Consider the following 19,244-nt stretch of genomic DNA (forward strand, 5'->3'; position numbering starts at 1 on the left):
CGTCGGTGAACGCAACCCTACGGGGAAGTCGCCCGGATGGGAAATCAGTTCGTCACCGGACCTCGGCGGGCGCCCGGGCACGGCGAGCGGCGTGCCGCGCCGTCCTGCTCCTGGCCCAGGCGGCGAAGCAGACCAGGGCGGCGAAGCACGGCACCATCAGCACCGCGTACACCAGCAGGAAGCCGTGCGTGCCGAGGTCGGCGGCGGCGTTCCAGGTGCCGTGCAGGACCATCGACAGCAGCAGTCCGGCCGGGGCGGCGATCCTGGCCAGCCGGCGCCGGCCGGTGGTGAGGGTGATGGCCAGGCCGAGCCCGGTCAGCGCGGTGAACAGCGGATGGGCGAAGGGCGAGAGCAGCCCGCGCAGGACGAAGGTCTGCACCGTGCTGTCGAAGTCCCGCAGGCTGGGCGATTCCCCGAGGCCGATGCTGTCCAGCCGCTGCTGCTGGTCGTCGGTGAAGGCCCGCCCCAGGTAGAGCGCGTTCTCGGTGAAGGCGAAGCCGCAGGCGGTGATCCCGCCGAGGACGACCCCGGCCGCCAGGGTGCGCGGGCGGGCCCGGGCGCGCGGGCGGCCGGGCGTCGGCGGGTAGGGCTGCAGGTAGGGCAGCGGGCGCAGGTAGGGGCGCGGCCGCGGCCGGCTCCGGGCGTGCGGCAGGGCGGGTCCGCGGCCGTGGCCGAGGGGCAGGCCGGGGCCGGGCAGCCGGCGCAGCACGCTCGCGCACGGGCGGCCGGTGCGGTGGCCGTGGCACCGGATCCGGGTGCCCAGCGGCAGCAGCAGGAGGAGCAGGGCGGCGCCCTTGGCGCTCTCCTCGATCACCGGGGTGACCAGGTCGGCGCCCAGCACCTCGCCCAGACTGCCCTGGTGGGCCGTGAGGTAGGTGCTGGTCCAGCCGTTGGCGAGGATCGCGACGGTGGTCGCCGCGAAGGCGCCCCAGCCCAGGCAGAACACGATGTGGCGCAGCGGCACCCGGGCGGTCTGGTTGAGCCAGGCGAGGCCGCCGAGCACGAAGGGCAGCGGGACGAGCGCCAGGCCGAGCCCGACCAGCAGCCCGGTGGTCCCGGTCTGGCGGCGGACCAGCTGGAGGATCAGCACGCCGCAGCCGGCCAGCGCCAGGACGGCGGTGGTGGTGACCGAGGAGAGCACGACCGAGCGGGCGGGGCGCGGCCCCGGTCCGGCGGCGGCCGGCGGGGCGGCGGTGGGCCAGGGCGTGAGCCGGTGGCCCCGGCGCGTCCTGGGCCCCGGGATGGCGCGGGTGCCGGCGGTGCGCGTGGGCATCTCTCGGTCGCCGACGGTCCGGGCGGTGGCCCGGTAGCCGCCGGACGGGCTGCTCACCCGGCACAGGGTAGGCCACGGCACCGGCCCGCCGGGAGGACTCGGGACGAATCCACCCCTGCGGGCCGGGCGGCCGGGGCCGGCGGTGAGGCCGGGCGGTCAGGCCGAGTGGTCGGCCCGGCGGCGGTTCAGCGGCGGCGGAAGAGCAGGTCGTGCACCACGTGGCCCTTGGCGATGCCGGCCCGTTCGAACTTGGTGACCGGCCGCCAGTCGGGCCGGGGAGCGTAGCCGGGCACGCTGCCGGCCGGGTGGTCGGCGGGCTCCAGCCAGCCGGTGCCGTCACCCTCGGGGTGCAGGTTCTCCAGCTCGGGCGAGGCGGAGAGCACCTCCAGCATCTGCTCGGCGTACGGCTCCCAGTCGGTGGCGCAGTGCACCAGCGCGCCGGGGGCCAGCCGGGGCAGCACCAGCTCCAGGAAGGAGGCCTGGACCAGCCGGCGCTTGTGGTGCTTCGGCTTCGGCCACGGGTCGGCGAAGTAGACCCGCAGGCCGGCCAGCGAGGCGTCGGGCAGCATGTCGCGCAGCAGGATGACGGCGTCGCCGGCGGCCGGGCGGACGTTGCGCGAGCCGTCCCGCTCCAGCAGGCCGAGCAGGTTGCCGTGGCCGGGGGTGTGGACGTCGGCGGCGAGGATTCCCGTCGCCGGGTCGGCGGCGGCCATCGCGGCGGTCGTCTCGCCCATCCCGAAACCGATCTCCAGGGTGACCGGCAGACCGCCGAAGAGCTCCGCCAGGTCCAGCGGGCTGCCGTCGATCGCGATGCCGTACGTCTCCCAGCCCCGGTCCAGCGCGCCCGCCTGGGCGTTGGTCATCCGGCCCCGGCGCGGCTGGAAGCTGCGGATGCGTCGCTCGCTGTGCTGGGCCTCGGTGGCCCGGTGCGGGTACATCGGCGCGGGGTAGCCGGCCGGCGCGGCGGAGAGCCGGGCGGACGGCGATTGCTGGGGGATCGGGGCGGTGGCAGTCACAATCACCCGATTCTACGGGGCCGCCGGGTGCGGCCCCAGGGGCTGTGACGCACCTGACGCGGGGCCGGGCCGCGTCCGCCCCGCTCCGTCCCGGCAAGGGCGCGCGCCGGTCGGGACGGGCCGGCTCAGCCGCCCGCTGCGAGGGCGGCCAGCGCCCGGCGGGCCACTTCGCGGCCGATCGGCAGCGAGGCGGTGGCGGCCGGGGAGGGGGCGTTCAGGACGTGCACCAGACGGCGGGTGGAGCGCGGGTCGTCCGGGTCGAAGCCGGCGAAGGCGAAGTCGTCCAGCAGCGCGCCGTCCCGGGCCACCGCCTGGGCCCGGACCCCGGCGACGGCCGGCACCAGGTCCTCGGCGGTGACGGCGGGCAGCAGCCGCCGGACGGCCGCGGTGAAGGCCCGCTTGGAGAGCGAGCGGTGCAGCTCGCCGAGCTCGTACCGCCAGTGCCGGCGGGCGATCTGCCAGGTGCCGGGGAAGGCGAGCGTCCCGGCGAGGTCGCGCGGGCGGACGGTGCGCCAGTCGTACCCCTCGCGGGCCAGCGCGGGCACCGCGTTCGGGCCGACGTGCACGTCGCCGTGGATGCCCCGGGTCAGGTGCACGCCGAGGAAGGGGAAGGCCGGGTCGGGGACGGGGTAGACCAGGCCGCGTACCAGTTCCCTTCGCTCGTGGGCGAGTTCGTAGTACTCGCCGCGGAACGGCACGATCCGCACACCGGGGTCGTCGCCTGCCAGCCGGGCGATCCGGTCGCTGTGCAGTCCCGCGCAGTTGACCAGCACCTGGCCGCGCAGCTCGCCGGTGGAGGTCTGCACGGTCACGCCGTCGGCGCGGCGGGCGACCGCCCGCAGCTCGGTGCCGGTGCGCAGCTCCGCGCCCGCCTCGCGGGCCAGCCGGGCGTAGGCGGCGGCCACGGCGGGGAAGTCGCAGATGCCGGTGGTGCCGATGTGCAGCCCGGCGATACCGGTCACCTGCGGCTCGTACGCGGTGATGCCGGCCCGGTCCAGCTCGGCGACCGGGATGCCGTTCTCCCGGCCGCGCTCGGCGAGGGCCCGCAGCCGGGGCAGCTCGACGGGGTCGGTGGCGACGATCAGCTTGCCCGTCACCTCGTACGGGACGCCGTGGGCGCGGCAGAACTCCACCATCTCGGTGGCCCCGGCGACGGCGTACCGGGCCTTGAGCGAGCCGGGGCGGTAGTAGACGCCGCTGTGGATCACCCCGCTGTTGCGGCCGGTCTGGTGGGCGGCGAAGCCGGGCTCCTTCTCCAGCAGCGCCAGCCGCAGCCCGGGCCGGGCCCGGGTCAGCGCGTACGCCGTGGAGAGCCCGACGATCCCGCCGCCCACCACCAGCACGTCGAAGTCGTACGCCACCGCTCGCTCCTCGTTCGGCCCGGCCCCGCCCGCCGATGCTGTCACGGTGGGCGGGGCCGGTCGAGGGCGCCTCAGCGGGCGTCCGGCTCCAGCCACGGCCAGGTCGCGTCCCGGCCCGCTTCGAGCAGCGGGATCAGCCGGAACGCGGCGTCGCCCAGCCCGCCGAAGGTGTGCCGGTTCGCAGCGCCGCTCGGGCCGTGGCCGGGCGCGTAGCCCGCCAGGTTCCAGGTGTAGACGGGGACGTGGGCCGGCACGGCGGCCAGGGCGTCGCCGCCCCAGTGGTCGCGGCCGGTCTGCTCGTCGGTGACGACGACCACCCGGTCGTGGCCCCGGTAGTGGGTGCGGACGGCCTGGGCGGTGTCGGTGCCGCCGAGGTCGGTGAAGCGGTCCAGGACCCGCAGCACGGCCTCGCCCGGGGCGACCCGGACGACCCGGCTGGTGGTGCCGAACTCGACCAGGTCGGCGTCGGCGGCCCGGACCTTGAGGGCCGTGCCGAAGACCGCCGCCGAGTCGGCCCGGTTGAGCTGGGTCTGCGCGCTCGGCCGGTCGAACATCGAGCCCGAGCGGTCGACCAGGATCAGCGTCCGGCCGGGCAGCGCGGGCACGTTGCCGAGTGAGTGGGAGAGCGCGGTCTCCAGCGCGTGCCCCCAGCGCAGCGACGGCGCGTGCCGGTGCGCGGCGAGGTAGCGGAACGGGAACTGGCGGGAGCGGCGCACCTCGTCCGGGTCGGCGATCCGCCGCGCGACCTCGTCCGCGACCTCGTCCGGGACGCCGGCCTGGTCGAAGTTGCGCAGGTTGCGCACCAGCGCCATCGGGCCCATGGACGGGATGACCGCCGACCAGACGGCCGCGTCCAGCGGGCCCCGCAGCCAGCCGGCCAGTGCCTCCCAGGTCAGCCCGGCCGCGGCGAGCCGCTCGGCACCGCCCTCGGCCGTCACCGCCGCCCGCCGCTGCTCGACGGGCAGGGCGAGCAGTTCGCGGTTGGCCGCGAGCAGCCGGTCGGAGGCGGGCGGGACGGCCTCGTCCGGCCGGTGCCGGCGGTCCAGCGCGTAGCGGAACAGCTCGCCCTGCCACGGCTTGGCCGGGTCGGGCGAGGGGTGGGTCAGCTCCAGCACGTCACCGAAGCGGTAGCCCTTGGACGCGGTGTCGTACTTGAGCAGCGAGCGGGCGTGGTACAGCCGGCGGACGGCGTCCGCGACCCCGCGCTTGAGCGGCTTCGGCAGCGCCCGGCCGTAGCGGGACGTCCAGTAGGCGAGCAGTTCGCCGGGCTCGTCCGCGCGCTGCAGGACGGCGTCGACGGCCTGCCGCGAGTGGCCGGGCGCCCCGGCGTCCAGCCGGGCCCGGGTGAACTCGGCGGCGCCGACCAGCGCGGCCGTGCGCAGGTGCGCGTCGGACCGCAGCCAGCGCAGCAGGCCCGTGGTCCACTCCGGGTCGGTGACGGCGAGTCCGCGCACCAGCGCGGTGTAGCGGTCGTCCCGCGCGCCGCCCTTCTCGTAGAAGGTGTCCTGGCCGACCAGGTTCGCCACCGCCAGCAGGAAGAGTTCGGACCTGGCGTCGCGCTGGAACCCGGTGCCGCCGTTGTGGTTCACGGTGCGCTTCCCGGTGCTGCGTACCGGCGAGGCCGGACTCGGCCGGGCCGTACGGGTGTTGAAACGCGACATGGTGGATGCTGCCCCCTGCTGACTGGTGGAACGCGAAGGAGGCACGGCGGAGGAAGGGGTGCCCGAGATCGTGCCGGCCCGGCGGCCGGCGTCGGCGGAGGTGTATGCCTTGTGCTCTACCGGATTGAGCTAACGGCCGCGCTCGCGCGCGGCACGCCCGGGACTCGAACCCGGAACCGCAAGATCCGAAGTAACCCCCGCCTGCGCACCGGGCACCCCCGGCGCTGTGCCTCCCGAGATCGAGGTGGCGGCGGTGTTGTTGTCCGGTTCACCGCGCCCCGCTGGGGGCGCTCCACGAAGTAACCGCTGCCGTCGCACCGGGAGGTGCGGAAGACCTATTGAGGTATGGGTGTCCAGAGATCGATGGCGGCTGAGGTGACGAAGCTGCTCTGCCGACTGAGCTACACCGGCACGGGTGCCGGCGGCGGGACTCGAACCCGCGACCTGCCCATTAAGAGTGGAAGTAACCTCTGCCTGCGCACCTGGACGAGAGAGACGATAGCCAGGCCTCTCCCGCCGGTGCATCCGAATTACCGCCGGGCCCGCTACGCCGGGGCGACGATCACCGCGCGCGCCCGTTCCGTCAGTTCCCTTACCCGGCGCTCCCCCTGGAAGGGTTCGAGGCGGCGCAGCATCTCGACCACGTACTCGCGGCTGCGCTGCGAGGAGATCCGGCCGGCGACCTCGACGGCCCGCTCCCCGGCCGCGACCGCCGCGTCCAGGTCGCCCGCCTCGGCCTCGGCCATCGCCGAGACGACCAGCCGCAGCCCGTGCGAGCGGACGAACCCCTCGGTGGGCCGGGCCAGCGCCTCCCGGGTGAACTGGCGGACCTTGGAGGGCACTCCGAGGTCGCGGAAGCACTCGGCGGCGTCGGCGGCGAGGCGGTCGTAGGCGTAGAAGTCGATCCAGGCCGGATCGGGATCCCCGGCGCGCGCCCGTTCCAGCGCGTTCTCCGCGGCGCCGAGCGCCGTCGCGCACGCGGCGGCGTTGCGGGCCTTGGCCTGGGCCCGGGCCTCGACCAGGTGGAAGAAGCTCATGGTGCGGGCGGTGGCCAGCCCGCGGTTGCGCTCCAGCGCGGCCTGCGCGAGGTCGACCGCCTCCTCGGCGAAGCCCCGGTAGCCGGCCTGCAGGCTCATCGAGGCCAGGACGTAGCCGCCGAGCGGAACGTCGGCGGCGGCGCGGGCGAGCCGCAGCGCCTGGATGTAGTACCGCTGGGCGGCCTCGTGCTGGCCGGTGTCGAAGGCCATCCACCCGGCCAGCCGGGTGAGTTCGGCCGTGGCACCGAACAGTGCCCGGCCCACCGCGTCGCTGTACGAGGCCAGCAGCAGCGGCGCCGCCTCCACCCGCAGGCACTCCGGCACCATCGACGAACGCCAGTCCCCGCCACCGTACTTGGAGTCCCAGCGGCGGGCCTCCTGGGCGGCCTCGCGGAGCTTGGCGGCGTCCGAGTGGCCGACCCGGTACGAGCCCGCCTCGGCGGGCGTGCGCGGCGCCTCGCGGGCCACCGAGCCGTCCGCCGGGTTGATCAGCCAGCGGGAGACGGGCGTCGCGTACGCGGCGACCGAGAAGGTGCCGGCCAGGCTGTCGCTCCAGCGGCCGCCGCCGGGGCCGCGCCGCAGGTCGAGGTCGACCCGCCAGAGGTCGGTGGCCGAGCGGACCGCCTCGGACACCTCGCGCGGGAAGGCCAGGCCGAGTTCGGGCGCCGGGTCGGTGTCGCCGAGGCCGATCTCCTCCAGCGGCACCGGCCGGCCGAGCTTGCCGCCGATCGCGGTGGCGATCAGGTGCGGGACCGGGCCCTGCGGGACCATGCCCTTGCTGACCCAACGGGCCACCGAGGTCTTGTCGTAGCGCAGCGTCAAACCCCGTTGCGCGCCCAGGTCGTTGACCCTCCGGGCCAGGCCGGCGTTGCTGATCTGGGCGAGGGTCAGGAGCGTGCCGAGCCGTTCGTTCGGTCCTCGTGGGCTGATGGTCATGGTGGCGGCGGCACCTCCTGCGGCCTTGTGCGCGGGGCCCGGGCGGCACCGGGCCGTGGCTGCTGTACCTAGAGTAGTCGGACGCGTTCCGAGGGTTAAGAGGCCGCTTCCGGATGGCGGGATCGCGCACCCGCCGATCGGCGGCGGGCGCTCCGGCGGGCCCGGGCGGACCGCGCGGACATGGCCGGGGGCGATCGGGCCGGCCGCGCGCCGGAGTGTTGTGCTCCGGTCCCGTGTCGATGTGCGCCCGGCCGTGCCCCCTGGCCCGACCGGCTGGTCGGCGATTCGCTGGTGGTCGTGGGTCGGCCCGCCGTCGAGGACCCGGCGGGCCGGGGGATGCCGCCGTCTCAATCCCCGCGGACGGCGGCGAAGTCCGGGAGGGCATGCGGATGCCCTCCCGGGCCGGACGACGCCTTTCGGCCATCTCGCGATGGCCATGACAAAGGCGCCGAAAGGGCGGTCCGGGCCGGGGAGGGGAAGGCCCGGCCCGCCCGGCCGAGACGCGGCCCGCGCGGCCGCTCCGGCCGGACCGTCCGGCGTGCCCGCCGCAGCCCCGGGGGCCCCGCCCGGCGAATCGGAAACGACAACTCCGGTCACGGGACGGGCGAGCGGTGGCACGATGTCTCCTGACGGCGCGCCCGATCGCGGCGGCCGGTCGCCGCGGCGCGCCACGGCCCGGCCGGGCCGCCCGCCGGCGGACGCGCCGCACGGTGCTGGTCCTCGTCCGGTGGAGGCGCGATGCGGTGGCTGACGGGCTGGAGCACGGGTGCGCCCCGAGCGGGCGCCCCGGCGCACGAGCCGCCCGGAGCGGTGGCACCGATCGCCGCGCGCCCCCTGTGGACCGGCCCCAACCCCCTCTGGGCGGTCGGCGACTGGCGCCCCGAGGAGATCCGGCTGGTCACCCTGCGCCCCGGCGCCCCCGCCGTCGTCACCACCGGTGCCGGCGCGCCCGACCCGGTCGAGGACACCCCCGCGACCACCCGGCTCGCCGTCATCGGCCACTGCGGCGCCACCGACGCCGAACTCGCCGCCGGCCTCGCCGCCGCCCGCGGCGGCGCCGTCCGCCACCTCACCACCTGGCCCGGCAGCTACACCGTCGTCCTGCGCACCGGCACCCGGTCCACCGCGCTGCTCACCGACCTGGCCGGCGCCCGGCCCGTCTTCCACACCCCCTGGGCCGACGGCACCGCGTACGCCACCGCCGCCCTCCCGCTCGCCGATCTGATCGGCGCCCCGCTGGACACCGGCCACCTCGCCGCCCGGCTCGCCTGCCCGGAGTCCCCGGAGGCGCTCGGCACCGGCACCCCGTACCTCGGCGTGCAGCGGGTACCGCCCGGGCACACCCTGGCCATCCGCGGCGGCCGCCCCTACCTCGCGGCGTACGACGAGCCCGGCGGCGGGCCGCGGCCGCGCGGCGAGGCACCAGCCGTCCGCGAACTCACCCGCGCCCTGCTGGAGTCCGTCCGGTCCCGGGTCCGCACCCCCGCCGCCGGCGCCGCCGACCCCGGCCGGGCCCGGCTGGGGGTCGACCTCTCGTACGGGACGGCCTCGGCCACCGTCGCCCTGCTCGCCGCCGCCGTCCCGCCCGCACCCGTCGCCGGACCCGCCCCCGCACCCGTGCCCGCCGTCGCCGGACCGGCCGCGGTACCCGGAGCGCGGGCCAGGAACGGCGCGGTCAAGGGCTCCTGGGCCCGGGTGTCCGCCCCGGGCAGGTCCGCTCCCGAGCCACTGGCCGCCGTCACCCTGGGCGAGAGCGAGGGCCCGGCCACCCTGGCGATCGCCCCCCACACGCCCCGGCTGCGGCACACGGTGCTCGCCCCCGGGCCGGACACCCTCCCGTACGCCGACCTGGTGGCCGACCCGCGGGCCGGGCGCCTCACCGACGAGCCCGGTCCGGAGCTGATCGCCGCCGCCCGCGCCGCGGCCCGCTTCGACGCCGGCGGCACCGACCACCTCACCGGGTACGGGGCCCGCCAGGTCCTGGACGGCCACCCGGCCCGGCTGGCCGACCTCGTCCGGGCCGGCCGGCCGCGCGAGCTGCTGCCCCCGGTCGCCGCCCTGGCCGGCGCCGACCGGGTGACGGCGGGCGTCCTGGCGGGCGCGCTGCGCACCCCGCTCACCGTGGTGCGCGCGGCCCACCGGCTCTCCCGGATCCGCTACGCCGACGCGCTCGACGACGCCGCCGTCCGGGTGACGCTGCGACACGTCCCGGACGGCGGCGGTACGGCGGGAGCCCGCTCGGCCGACGACCTGCTCTGGTGCGTCCCCGGACCGGCGGCCCGCTGGCTCTCCGACGAGGCGCTCTCCGCGGTCGCGCTGCGGCTGCGGCTGGCAGCGCGCGGACCGGCGCCCGCCGAGCCACCGGGCGTGCGCCGGGCCCGGTACGCCCTGCACCGGCACGCGCGCGGGTTCCGCACCCTGGTGCACGCCGCCGAGCAGCCCGGCCAGCGGCTGCACGCGCCGTTCCTGGACAACCAGGTGGTCCGGGCGAGCCGGCTGCTGCCAGACGACGTCCGGCTCCAGCCCGGCGCCCGGCACGCCCTGCTGCACGCCGTCCTCACCGGGGCCGGCCGGACGGACCTGCCGCCCGACTGGGGCCGCGGCCCCCGCCCCGACCGCACCGTCCCCGCCCGGGCGGGCCTGCGGCTCGCCGCCGACGGCATCGCCGAGCTCTTCGACGCCCCGCTGCTCGCCGAGGCCGGGCTGATCGACCTCCCCGCCGTCCGGGCCGGGCTGGCCCGCTGCGCCGACCCCGACGCGCCGCTCGCACCCGGCACCCTGGCCGGGCTCGCCGAGCTGGTCTCCACCGAACTCTGGCTCCGCCGGGTCCGCGCCCGGCGGCACGGCGCCTGCTGGACCGGCCTGCCCCTCGCCCGGCGCACCGCCCTCCCCGCCGCCCGCTTCGCCTGACCCCGGCGTGTGCGACCGCGGTGGCCCGACCCCGGTGGCCGGGCCGGGGCGGCCGGGCGGCGGCGCCCGGTTCGGCGCGGCTCGCGGGCGCCGTCCCCCGGGCGGGCGATCATGACGCCATCCCGTCCCGTCCCCGTGGAGGCCGTGGTGACCAGCGCCAGCCCGGATCCGTCCGTCCCCGTCCTGCTCTCGGTGCTCGGCCGGCCGCCGACGGGCCGTCCGCCGGGGGTGCTGGCCGCGTGCGACGGCTCGGACGGTTCGCTCTGGGCGCTGGACCGGGCGATGACCGAGGCCGAGCGGTTCGAACTGCCGCTGTACGTGCTCGCGGTGGTCAACCCGGCCCCGACCGGGTACCCGCCGGGGATGGCCGAACTGGTCCAGGAGAGCGTCGAGACGCTGGTCGAGAGCATGGCGGACGGCCTGCGCCGTGCGGTGGCGGCGGTGCAGCGGGCCCGGCTCCGCCCGTACGCGGGGGAGCTGTCGCTGCACGTGGTGCTCGGCAACGTGATCGAGGTGCTGCTGGCGGCCTCGGCCCGGCAGCACACGCTGGTGCTCGGCACCCGGGGCAACGGCGGCTTCGGCCGGCTGCTGCTGGGCTCGGTCGGCTCGGCCGCCGTCCACCACGCGGCCTGTCCGGTCCTGATCGTCCCCGCGCCCCCGGACCGCTGAGCCGACCCCCGGCCGACCGCTGAGCCGCCCCCCGGCCGACCGCCGGGCCACGGAGGCCGGCCGGGGGCGCCCGGGCACGGTCCCGCGCCGGTCGGGCACGCTCCGCGCCGGAGCGCACGGCCTGCCGGGAGGTGGGAGGGGAGCGCTCGCGCGCCGGGAATGTCCCGAGATGGTTCATCGTTCACCTATCCCGGAACCCCGCCCTCCCCACCCCTGGAGAACCGCCGCCATGAAGGTCGAGATCTACTCCGACATCGCCTGCCCCTGGTGCTACATCGGCAAGCGCCGCTTCGAGCAGGCGCTGGACGGCTTCGCGGGCAAGGAGGACGTCGAGGTGGTCTACCGGCCGTACCAGCTGGTGCCGGACGCCCCGGCCACCGCGAGCCCGCACCGCGCGTGGCTGGCCGAGCGCTACGGCCCGCAGTCCGTCGCGATGGACGCCCGGGTGGCCGAGCTGGGCCGCGCCGAGGGCATCAGCTACGACTTCGACGCCGCGCTGCACGCCAACACCTTCCTCGGCCACCGGCTGCTCCACCTCGCCGGGACCGAGTACGGCGCGGCGGCGCAGGGCCGGCTGAAGGAGGCGCTGCTCAAGGCCCACTTCAGCGACGGGGTGGACGTCGGCGACCGCGCCGCGCTGACCCGGCTGGCGGTGTCCGCGGGCCTGGACGGCGACCGGGTGGCGGCCTACCTCGCGGGCGACGAGGGCGCCGCCGAGGTGAGCGCCCAGCTCGCCGAGGCCCGCGAGCTGGGCATCACCGCCGTGCCGACCTTCGTCTTCGAGGGCAAGTGGGCCGTCCAGGGCGGCCAGGACGCCGAGACCTTCCGCAAGGTGCTGGAGCAGGTCGCCGAGGAGATCGGCGAGCGCCGGCCCGCGCCGGTGCCGGTCGTCGCGGCCGGCGAGGCCTGCGCGGACGGCTCCTGCGCCGTCTGACCGGCCCCTATCGGGACCGCCGGCACCCTCCCGGGGCCCGCCTCAGGCACACCTGAAGCGGGCCTCGGCCCAGTCGGACACGTTCAGCGCCGACCAGACGCCGTGCGCCGGGGTGACCACCAGCCGGATCGACGTCTGCCCGGCCAGCGGCACGTGCACCGGCACCGCGTCGTCCCCGGTGGCCAGCGGCGGCGAGCGCCACAGGGTACGGCCGTCGCCGCCCTGCACCGAGAAGACCACGCCGCCGATCGAGGCGGCGATGTCGTCCACCCCGGCCACCGCGTCGAAGGCCGTGCAGCCGCGGTTGAGGTCGATCACCGTGGTCGCGGGCGCGTGCACGGTGATGCCGTGGGCCCGGGGGGCGCCGCCGATCGAGACGCTGTCGCGCTGCCAGAACCAGTCGCTGCCGCGCTGCCGGATGCTCGGGGCCGACGCCGGCACCCGGTTGTTGCCGGGCTTCAGCACGGGCAGGTGGTCGGCCCAGAAGTCGGTCGGAGCCGGCGGTGTGACGGTCGGGGTCGGCAGCGGCGGGGGAGTCGGGGTGGGCAGGACCGGCACCTCGGGGGTGGGTACCGGGGGCGGCGTCGGGGTCGGCACCACGGGTACCGGCGGCAGCGGCGGAGGGGTCGGCCGGGTCGGCCGCGGCGAGGGCGGGGCCGGTGCGGGGGAGGACGCGGCCGGGCTGCTCGGCGCGGGCGGCGGCACGGCCTTCGGCGCCGGGCGCGGTGCGACGGAGGGCGTCGGCGTCGGTGACGGGGTGGCGGAGGGGCTCGGCGCGGGGTCCACCACCGGGACCGGATCGGGGGTGCGCGGCGCCGCGCTCGGTACCGGTGCCACCGGCGGCGGCGCCGGTAGGGCCGGGGAGGAGGCCGGCGGCGCGGCCAGCGGGGGCTTCGGCTCGGGCGAGCCGGTCAGCGCGTAGGCGGCGACGGCGGCCGCCGCCACGGCGACCGCGGCCGCGATGCCCGCCTTGGCCGCCATGCCCAGGCCCTCGCCCGCCGCCGCGGCGCCACCGCTTCCGCCGGCCGCGCCACCCGCGGACCCGGCCGCGGCGCCTGCCGTCACCCCGGAGGTCCCGCCGGCCGCGCCGCCCGCGGCGGCCGCCGCCGTTCCCGCGGCCGCGCCGCCGACCGCCGCCGCACCGCCCACGGTGGCAGCGGCGGCGCTGAAGCCGCCCACCCCCACCCAGACCAGGACGCCGCCGGGCAGCAGCGCCCGCAGGCTGTGGTTGATCTCGGACAGCTCCAGGCAGGCGGCCGTGCACCGGTCGCACTCCCGCAGGTGCCGGCCGACCTCCGCGGACGCCCGCTTGCGCAGCGAGCCGCGCGCGTAGGCGCCGAGCCGGTTGGCGTACGCCTCGCAGGCCCTGGCCTGGCTGCCCGAGACATGGGCCTGGAGGAAGCCCGCGGCCAGCCGGTCGCGGGCCCGGTGCGCCTGGACGGCGGTGGCGTTGGCGGTCTTGCCGAGCATCACCGCGACGGTCTTGGGGGACTCCCGTTCGACCTCGGTGTGCCAGAGCACCATCCGGTCGTCCTCGGGCAGTTCGGCGTAGGCCTGCATCACCATGCGCTGGTCGGCCAGCGCCATCGCCCAGGCGTCGGCCCCCGGGTCGGCCAGGTCCAGGTCGACGGTGGCGGCCGAGGTCTGCGCGAACGTGCTGAAGTCGTCGACGAGTTGCTCGCGCCGCTCACTGCGGGTCCAGGCCGCGGCGACGTTGCGGACGGCGGTCAGCAGATAGGCGCGGACGGCGAACTCCGGCCCCTTGCCCGCCCGCAGCGCCTGCAGCGTGCGGGCGAACACCTCGCCTGCCAGGTCCTCGGCGGTGAAGCTGTCCCGGCAGCAGGTCCGCGCGTAGCGGCGCACCGAGTCGGCGTGCCGGCGGTAGATCTCCTCGTACGCGGCGTCGTCGCCGGCCCGCACCCGGGCGGTCAACTCGGCGTCGGAGGCCGGGCGCTCGCCGTCCACCGGGTCGGCGGGGGCCGGTACGGTCGGCCGGGCGCGGGAGCCGTCGTCGACGAAGGCCTCCGGGGCCACGCCGCCGCGGCCGGCCGGCGCCTGGCCGGGGACGCGGGTCTGCGGGTACGCGTCGGAGGCGGAGAGGGTCTCGCGGCTGGGCATCCCGGCCTGGTCAGGCACCTGCCCCGACGCGCTCGGCACCGCGCCGGGCGCCTGCCCCGGCCCGTGCCCCGCCCTGCCGGGGCCCCCGTCCGCGCCACCCGTCCCGCCCGGGCCGGAGCGGCCGAAGTCGAGGCCGTAGCCGTAGTCGTTCTGTTCCTCGGCGCTCACAACGGACCCCAGATTCCACGACAGCCCCCGTAGTGCGGCAGAGCGCACGGGAGTGCGTGAGCGCACGGTTCCCCGCTGTACGGCTCCGAGGGCGCGCGAACGGCGCGCATCGGGACATTGGCTCCAACCACGGGCAAAGGATGGCATAGCGCAGAGTTGGGCGGTAGCCGGACCGCCGCGACCCACTCTTCCGAGGGGCCGTCGAGGATGTGTTCGCCCCGTCCGGTGCACCGGCGCGGCGGCGGCCGCACCCGGCGCGCGGCCGAGCCGCTCACGCCGGGTTGATCCTCAACTCCCTTGCCCTCCGGGGCCCGCGGTCACCAGAGTGGCGGGATCAGCGCGCCCGGAGCCCGTCCAGCAGGATCCGCAGCAGTCGGTCGGCCGGTCCTTCGACGGGTTGACCGTCCGTCTGCTGACCGCCCGCCGCCGGGAACGCGCCGCCGAACGCGGCCGACACGGGCGCCGTGTACGGGTCCGCCCCCGCTACGCCGCGCGAGGCGTGCACCGGAACCGAGGCGGTCAGCACCAGCACCACGTCCGCGACCGTCACCCCCGACCGCAGCTCCCCGGCCGCGCCCGCGCGCGCCACCAGGGCGGCGAGCAGTTGCAGCAACTGCCGCGGGTCCGCGTCGGCCGCGGGTTCTCCGCCGCCCTCCGGCAGCCCGCCGTGCCGCGGCTCGAACCGGTTGCCGAGCAGGGCGCCCGCGCCGGCCGGATCCCCCGAGCGCTGCTCGGGCACCCTGCCCAGCTCCTCCGCGTACCGGAAGGCCTCCGGCGGCAGCAGCCGCCCGGCCCCCGTACTCACCGCCCGCGCCAGGTAGCCGGCCAGCGACTCCCAGGCACCGCCGCCGCCGTACAGCGACTCCCGCGCCTGGGCGGTCAGCCACGCCACCTCCTCGGCGGCGATCCGCTGGACCAGCACCTCCTTGCTCGGGAAGCGCCGGTACACCGTGCCCACCCCGACCCCGGCCCGGCGCGCGACCTCCTCCATCGGCGCGCCGTAGCCGAACTCGCCGAACACCTCGCGGGCCGCACGCAGCACGCTCTCCAGGTTCCGCCGGGCGTCCACCCGCAGCCGGGCACCGGACACCGGTCCGCCACCGCCCAGCGGCGGTTCGGCCGGGTAGTGGACCGCCGCGTACGCCACCGCGGCCTGCGGTGGCAGGTCCGCGGGGCTGCGTTGCTCCGGCACCACGCCCTGGCCGACGCGCGGTACCGCCGCCCGGCCCAACAGTCGCTCCTGCTCCATCATCCCAACTCTCCCCCGCAGGTGCCCGATCCCGGACCCTGCCGTCGCCCGCCCCTGCACCCCCCGGTGCAGCTCCGCCTGTCAGAAATGACCCGATGACCCATCGCTCGTAGTCGGTTGTGACGCAAGCCGCGTCCGGGTGACGCCAGACCGCACGCGCACGACGACCGCGCACGCAAGGCCATGCGGACTCCGCCACGACCGGTGCCACCGGGCCGGGACCGCACATCCGGCCCGGCGCGTCGGCACCCCACGGGGCCTCGTCCGGGAACTACCCTTCCCCGGAACACCGTCCCGCAGTCGGGTTTACGCGCCAACACTGGAACTGGCCGTAATGGCCGCTCCACGGTGCGTCGCCGCCAGTTGTCATGGCGATGGCCGCCCCGATGCACAATCCGACCATAGTTCACGGCCGTTCGAAGCCGAAAGTGCGTCAGAAACTCACCCAGGCAGCACATCTGGCACCACGGGGCAACTCCCGCCCCAACCGACCCGGCACGGACTGTGGACAAGAGGCCCTCCGACGGTCCTTCATTGAGGGCGTGGTGGGGGCACCCCCGGCCGAGGGCCGGGGACAGGTCGCATCGGCAGGAGGTTCGCCATCAGAATTCTGATCGTCGGCGGCGGCTGCGCCGGGATGTCCACCGCGCTGCACCTCCAGCGCGGCCTGCGCGAACGGCTGCGCCGGGGCGAGGCGGAGATCACCGTGGTCGAACCGCAGTCCTACTTGACGTACCACCCCTTGCTCGCCGAGGTCGCGGCCGGCTCGATCGACCCCCGCCACGTGGTCGTTCCGCTGCGGCGGGCCCTGCCGGACTGCCGGGTGCTCACCGCCCGGATCACCCGGATCGAGCACGGCACCCGCCGCGCCTGGGCCGACGCCGCCGCCCGCGGGGAACCGCCCGCCCCGGTCGAGCTCGACTACGACGTCCTGGTGGTGGCCCCCGGCTCGGTCTCCCGGACGGCGCCGGTGCCCGGGCTGGCCGAGCACGGGCTGGGGTTCTCCACCGTCGGCGAGGCGGTGAGCCTGCGCAACCACGTCCTGGAACAGCTCGACCTGGCCTCCGCGACCCGTGACCCGGCCCTGCGCCAGGCCGCGCTCACCTTCGTCTTCGTCGGCGCGGGCTACGCCGGCGTCGGCGCGCTCGCCGAACTGGAGGACATGGCGCGCACCGCGGTCCGCGGCTACCACAACATCAGCCCCGGGGACCTGCGCTGGGTCCTGGTCGAGGCCACCGACCGGATCCTCGCCGAGGAGTCGCCCGAGCTGGCCGCGCACACCCTGGCCGAACTGCGCGAGCGCAGCGTCGACGTCCGCCTGGGCACCAGGCTGGAGTCGGCCGCCGACCGGGTGATGGCGCTCTCCGACGGCAGCCGGTTCGCCGCCCGGACCCTGGTCTGGACGGCCGGGGTGCGCCCGTCCCCGCTGCTGCGCGACACCGACCTGCCGCTGGACACCGCCGGCCGGATCCGCTGTCTGGCCACCCTCCAGGCGGTCGGCCCGGACGGGCGGGCGCTGCCCGGGGTCTGGGCCGCCGGGGACTGCGCCGCCGTTCCCGACCCGCACGCGGACGGGGCGCCCTGCGCGCCCAACGCCCAGCACGCCTTCGCCCAGGCCGAGCTGCTCGCCGCCAACGTGCTCGTCGCCCTGGAGGGCGGCCCGCGCGCCGAGGGCATCGTCGAGTACCGGCCGGACCGTGCGGCCTGCTCGACCTCGCTGGGCCTGGGCCGCGCGGTCGCCCACACCAGCGGGGGCGGCCGGCTCACCGGCCGTCGCGCCTGGTGGCTGCACCGGGCCCGGCACCTGCGCCGGCTGCCGAGCGCGGACCGGCGGGTGCGGGTGCTGATGGACTGGGTGCTCGGCGGGCTGTTCTCCCGGGAGGTGGTCTCGCTCGGGACGGTGGAGCACCCGCGTTCCGAGTTCGAGGCCGGCTTCGGCAAGGGCGGCGCCGACGACCGGCCGACCTGAGGGCGGCGCCGGCGGCCGGCTGTGACCGACAAGACGGCCGCGCCCAGCGCGCGCGACTTCCGGAATCGGGCCTCCGCCTGACAGGATCGGCCCGACCGAGTCATTACCCGGTGTGGCAGTCCGCACACAAAAAGTGATGATATGCCTGGTAAACGAGGAAGCGGCCGTCGTTTGAACCTCATGCGCTGGAGCGCCCGGCTCACCGGAGCCCCGTGGCGGACCGCCCCGCCCGCCGGGCGCGGCACCGACCAGGGCACGCCGTCCGGCGACGGCGTGGTCGTCCCCAGCCCCCGCGACCCCACCAGCCTCGTCAGCCCCACCGAGGTGCTCGACCCGCAGCGGCCCCAGGACCTGCGCGAGGTGCTGAACCGCATCCCCGCCCCGGTCGCCGTCACCTACGGCCCGCTGCACCAGCTCGGCTACGCCAACCGCGCCTACCGCGAACTCTTCGGCGACCGGCCCATCGGCCTGCCCGCCTGCGAGGCACTGCCCGAGCTCGGCACCATGGGCGTCCTGCCGCTGATGGACCAGGTCATCCGCGGCGGCAGCCCGCGCAGCGTCAAGGCCCGTTGCATCCTCGGGCTCACCGGCAACCGCTACTACAACGTCTCCTGCGTCCCGCTCAGCCGGCACGAGAGCCGGACCGAGAGCAGGGTGGACGGCCGGCGCGAGAACAGGGCCGAGGGCCGGACCGAGGTGGTGGAGGGCGAGGAGCCGAGGGACGCGCTGCCCGCCGGCGTCCTCATCTTCGCCGCCGAGGTCACCGACCAGGTGCTCGCCGCCACCCGGCTGCGCGAGGCCGAACGCCGCCAGCGCGAGGCCGCCGTCACCCTCCAGCGGAGCCTGCTCCCCCAGAAGCTCGACCAGCCAGCCGACCTCCGGGTCGCCGCCACCTACCAGCCCGGTGGCGCGGAGGCCGCGGTCGGCGGTGACTGGTACGACGTCATCGCCATCGACGGCGGCCGCACCGCGCTGGTCATCGGCGACGTGATGGGGCGCGGCCTGCGCGCCGCCGCCGTGATGGGCCAGCTCCGCACCGCCGTCCGCGCCTACGCCCGGCTCGACCTGCCGCCGCACGAGGTGATGCGCCTGCTCGACGGCCTCGCGATGGAGATCGACGCCAACCAGATCGCCACCTGCACCTACGCGGTCTGGGACCCAGCGCGCCACGCCCTCACCTACGCCTCCGCAGGACACCTGCCGATGCTGCTCCGCTGCCCCGACGGCACCATCCTGCGCAGCGAGGAGCAGAACGGCCCGCCCCTGGGCACCGGCGGCGGCGTCCACCTCTCCCACACCCTGCGGCTGCTCCCCGGCACCACCGGCGTCCTCTATACGGACGGTCTGGTGGAGCGCCGGGACGAGGACATCGACCAGGGCCTCGACCTGCTCGCCCGGACGCTCGCCGGGGCCGCCGGCGCTCCCGAGGTGATCTGCGCCCGGCTGCTCCGGGCCATGGGCGTCAGTTCGGACCACGACGACGACGTCGCCATCCTGGCCTTCCAGCTGCCGGCCGAGGAGAGCCTGCCCGCCCTCCCGGAGCTGGGAGCGGCGCTTGACTCGACCCCCTGACAGGTCTAGTGTTCTTCGAGCTGCCTGGCTGGGAGCACCGGACACGTATCAACGCGGACGGTCCCGAGGCGGCCAATCCCTGGAAACACCATTTCGGCTCGGTCTGGGCTGCGCGCTGTCGTATTGACGGTGCCGCTCATGCCTTATTCGTCATGCCTGTTTATATGGATTGCGGCCGGATTCGCCTTTCGGGGCGGGGATCGGCTAGAGTTTGAAACGTCGGACAGGGCGTCAAGCCCGGGAAGACACCAGTGAGTTGGATGAACGAAGCGCCGGAAACGGAGCGGAAAACATCTGGTAAGCTGGAAACACGAAAGAACGAAGCGCCCGGAGGGCCCGCTGGAAGGCGGTCCGAAGGAAGTGTCCGTTCC

General features: G+C 76.5%; 11 protein-coding genes, 1 tRNA gene and 1 pseudogene. 5 read left to right on the forward strand and 8 right to left on the reverse strand.

Annotated features, from left to right (window positions below):
* Positions 1–52: 52 nt before the first annotated feature.
* From ACZ34W_RS26265 to ACZ34W_RS26290, 6 genes are all read right to left on the reverse strand, one after another.
* On the reverse strand, positions 53–1,330 hold the full coding sequence (locus tag ACZ34W_RS26265) for a PrsW family intramembrane metalloprotease (RefSeq protein ID WP_465607544.1): 1,278 nt from the start codon (positions 1,328–1,330) through the stop codon (positions 53–55).
* Positions 1,331–1,458: 128 nt separating this feature from the next.
* The gene (gene trmB, locus ACZ34W_RS26270; RefSeq protein ID WP_329489069.1) at positions 1,459–2,289 is read right to left on the reverse strand and encodes a tRNA (guanosine(46)-N7)-methyltransferase TrmB; all 831 of its coding nucleotides are present in this window, start codon (positions 2,287–2,289) and stop codon (positions 1,459–1,461) included.
* Between the two features lie 125 nt (positions 2,290–2,414).
* A complete protein-coding gene (lhgO, locus tag ACZ34W_RS26275; RefSeq protein ID WP_465607546.1) occupies positions 2,415–3,650 on the reverse strand; it encodes an L-2-hydroxyglutarate oxidase in 1,236 nt (411 codons plus the stop codon).
* Positions 3,651–3,721: 71 nt separating this feature from the next.
* Positions 3,722–5,311: a TROVE domain-containing protein gene (locus tag ACZ34W_RS26280; protein WP_465607548.1), complete on the reverse strand. Its 1,590-nt coding sequence runs from the start codon at positions 5,309–5,311 to the stop codon at positions 3,722–3,724.
* A 416-nt stretch (positions 5,312–5,727) separates the two neighbouring features.
* Positions 5,728–5,789: transfer RNA gene (locus tag ACZ34W_RS26285), tRNA-Ser, on the reverse strand.
* Between the two features lie 67 nt (positions 5,790–5,856).
* Positions 5,857–7,284 carry an MFS transporter gene (locus ACZ34W_RS26290; protein ID WP_329489072.1) on the reverse strand — a complete coding sequence of 476 codons (1,428 nt, stop codon included), beginning with the start codon at positions 7,282–7,284 and terminating at the stop codon, positions 5,857–5,859.
* Between the two features lie 738 nt (positions 7,285–8,022).
* Between ACZ34W_RS26290 and ACZ34W_RS26295 the strand changes: the two genes are divergently transcribed.
* The 3 genes from ACZ34W_RS26295 to ACZ34W_RS26305 all read left to right on the forward strand — a co-directional run bounded on the left by ACZ34W_RS26295 (position 8,023) and on the right by ACZ34W_RS26305 (position 11,797).
* Positions 8,023–10,194, forward strand: a complete 2,172-nt coding sequence (locus ACZ34W_RS26295; RefSeq protein WP_465607550.1) for an asparagine synthase-related protein — start codon at positions 8,023–8,025, stop codon at positions 10,192–10,194.
* 147 nt (positions 10,195–10,341) lie between these two features.
* Positions 10,342–10,863, forward strand: a complete 522-nt coding sequence (locus tag ACZ34W_RS26300; RefSeq protein WP_329489074.1) for a universal stress protein — start codon at positions 10,342–10,344, stop codon at positions 10,861–10,863.
* 229 nt (positions 10,864–11,092) lie between these two features.
* Entirely contained in the window at positions 11,093–11,797 is a 705-nt protein-coding gene (locus tag ACZ34W_RS26305) for a DsbA family oxidoreductase (protein ID WP_329489075.1), read from the forward strand.
* Between the two features lie 42 nt (positions 11,798–11,839).
* On the opposite strand, the gene ACZ34W_RS26310 is transcribed toward ACZ34W_RS26305, so the two are convergent.
* Positions 11,840–14,083 carry a sigma-70 family RNA polymerase sigma factor gene (locus ACZ34W_RS26310; RefSeq protein WP_465607553.1) on the reverse strand — a complete coding sequence of 748 codons (2,244 nt, stop codon included), beginning with the start codon at positions 14,081–14,083 and terminating at the stop codon, positions 11,840–11,842.
* 334 nt (positions 14,084–14,417) lie between these two features.
* Positions 14,418–15,335, reverse strand: coding sequence for a TetR/AcrR family transcriptional regulator (locus tag ACZ34W_RS26315; RefSeq protein ID WP_465607555.1), 918 nt, complete (start codon positions 15,333–15,335; stop codon positions 14,418–14,420).
* A gap of 598 nt (positions 15,336–15,933) precedes the next feature.
* On the opposite strand from ACZ34W_RS26315, the gene ACZ34W_RS26320 reads away from it, so the two are divergent.
* Together ACZ34W_RS26320 and ACZ34W_RS26325 are read left to right on the forward strand one after the other, a co-directional pair.
* Positions 15,934–17,301: an NAD(P)/FAD-dependent oxidoreductase gene (locus ACZ34W_RS26320; protein WP_329492195.1), complete on the forward strand. Its 1,368-nt coding sequence runs from the start codon at positions 15,934–15,936 to the stop codon at positions 17,299–17,301.
* Between the two features lie 171 nt (positions 17,302–17,472).
* Positions 17,473–18,861: pseudogene (locus ACZ34W_RS26325) on the forward strand (PP2C family protein-serine/threonine phosphatase); the annotation flags it as partial.
* Between the last annotated feature and the right edge of the window lie 383 nt (positions 18,862–19,244).

Source organism: Kitasatospora sp. NPDC022856, from assembly GCF_055561235.1.

Coding starts and splice junctions, on each gene's coding strand:
- ACZ34W_RS26295 (WP_465607550.1), top strand. CDS start 8,023: ATGCGGTGGCTGACGGGCTGGAGCACGGGTGCGCCCCGAGCGGGCGCC.
- ACZ34W_RS26305 (WP_329489075.1), top strand. CDS start 11,093: ATGAAGGTCGAGATCTACTCCGACATCGCCTGCCCCTGGTGCTACATC.
- ACZ34W_RS26290 (WP_329489072.1), bottom strand. CDS start 7,284: ATGACCATCAGCCCACGAGGACCGAACGAACGGCTCGGCACGCTCCTG.
- ACZ34W_RS26315 (WP_465607555.1), bottom strand. CDS start 15,335: ATGATGGAGCAGGAGCGACTGTTGGGCCGGGCGGCGGTACCGCGCGTC.
- ACZ34W_RS26280 (WP_465607548.1), bottom strand. CDS start 5,311: ATGTCGCGTTTCAACACCCGTACGGCCCGGCCGAGTCCGGCCTCGCCG.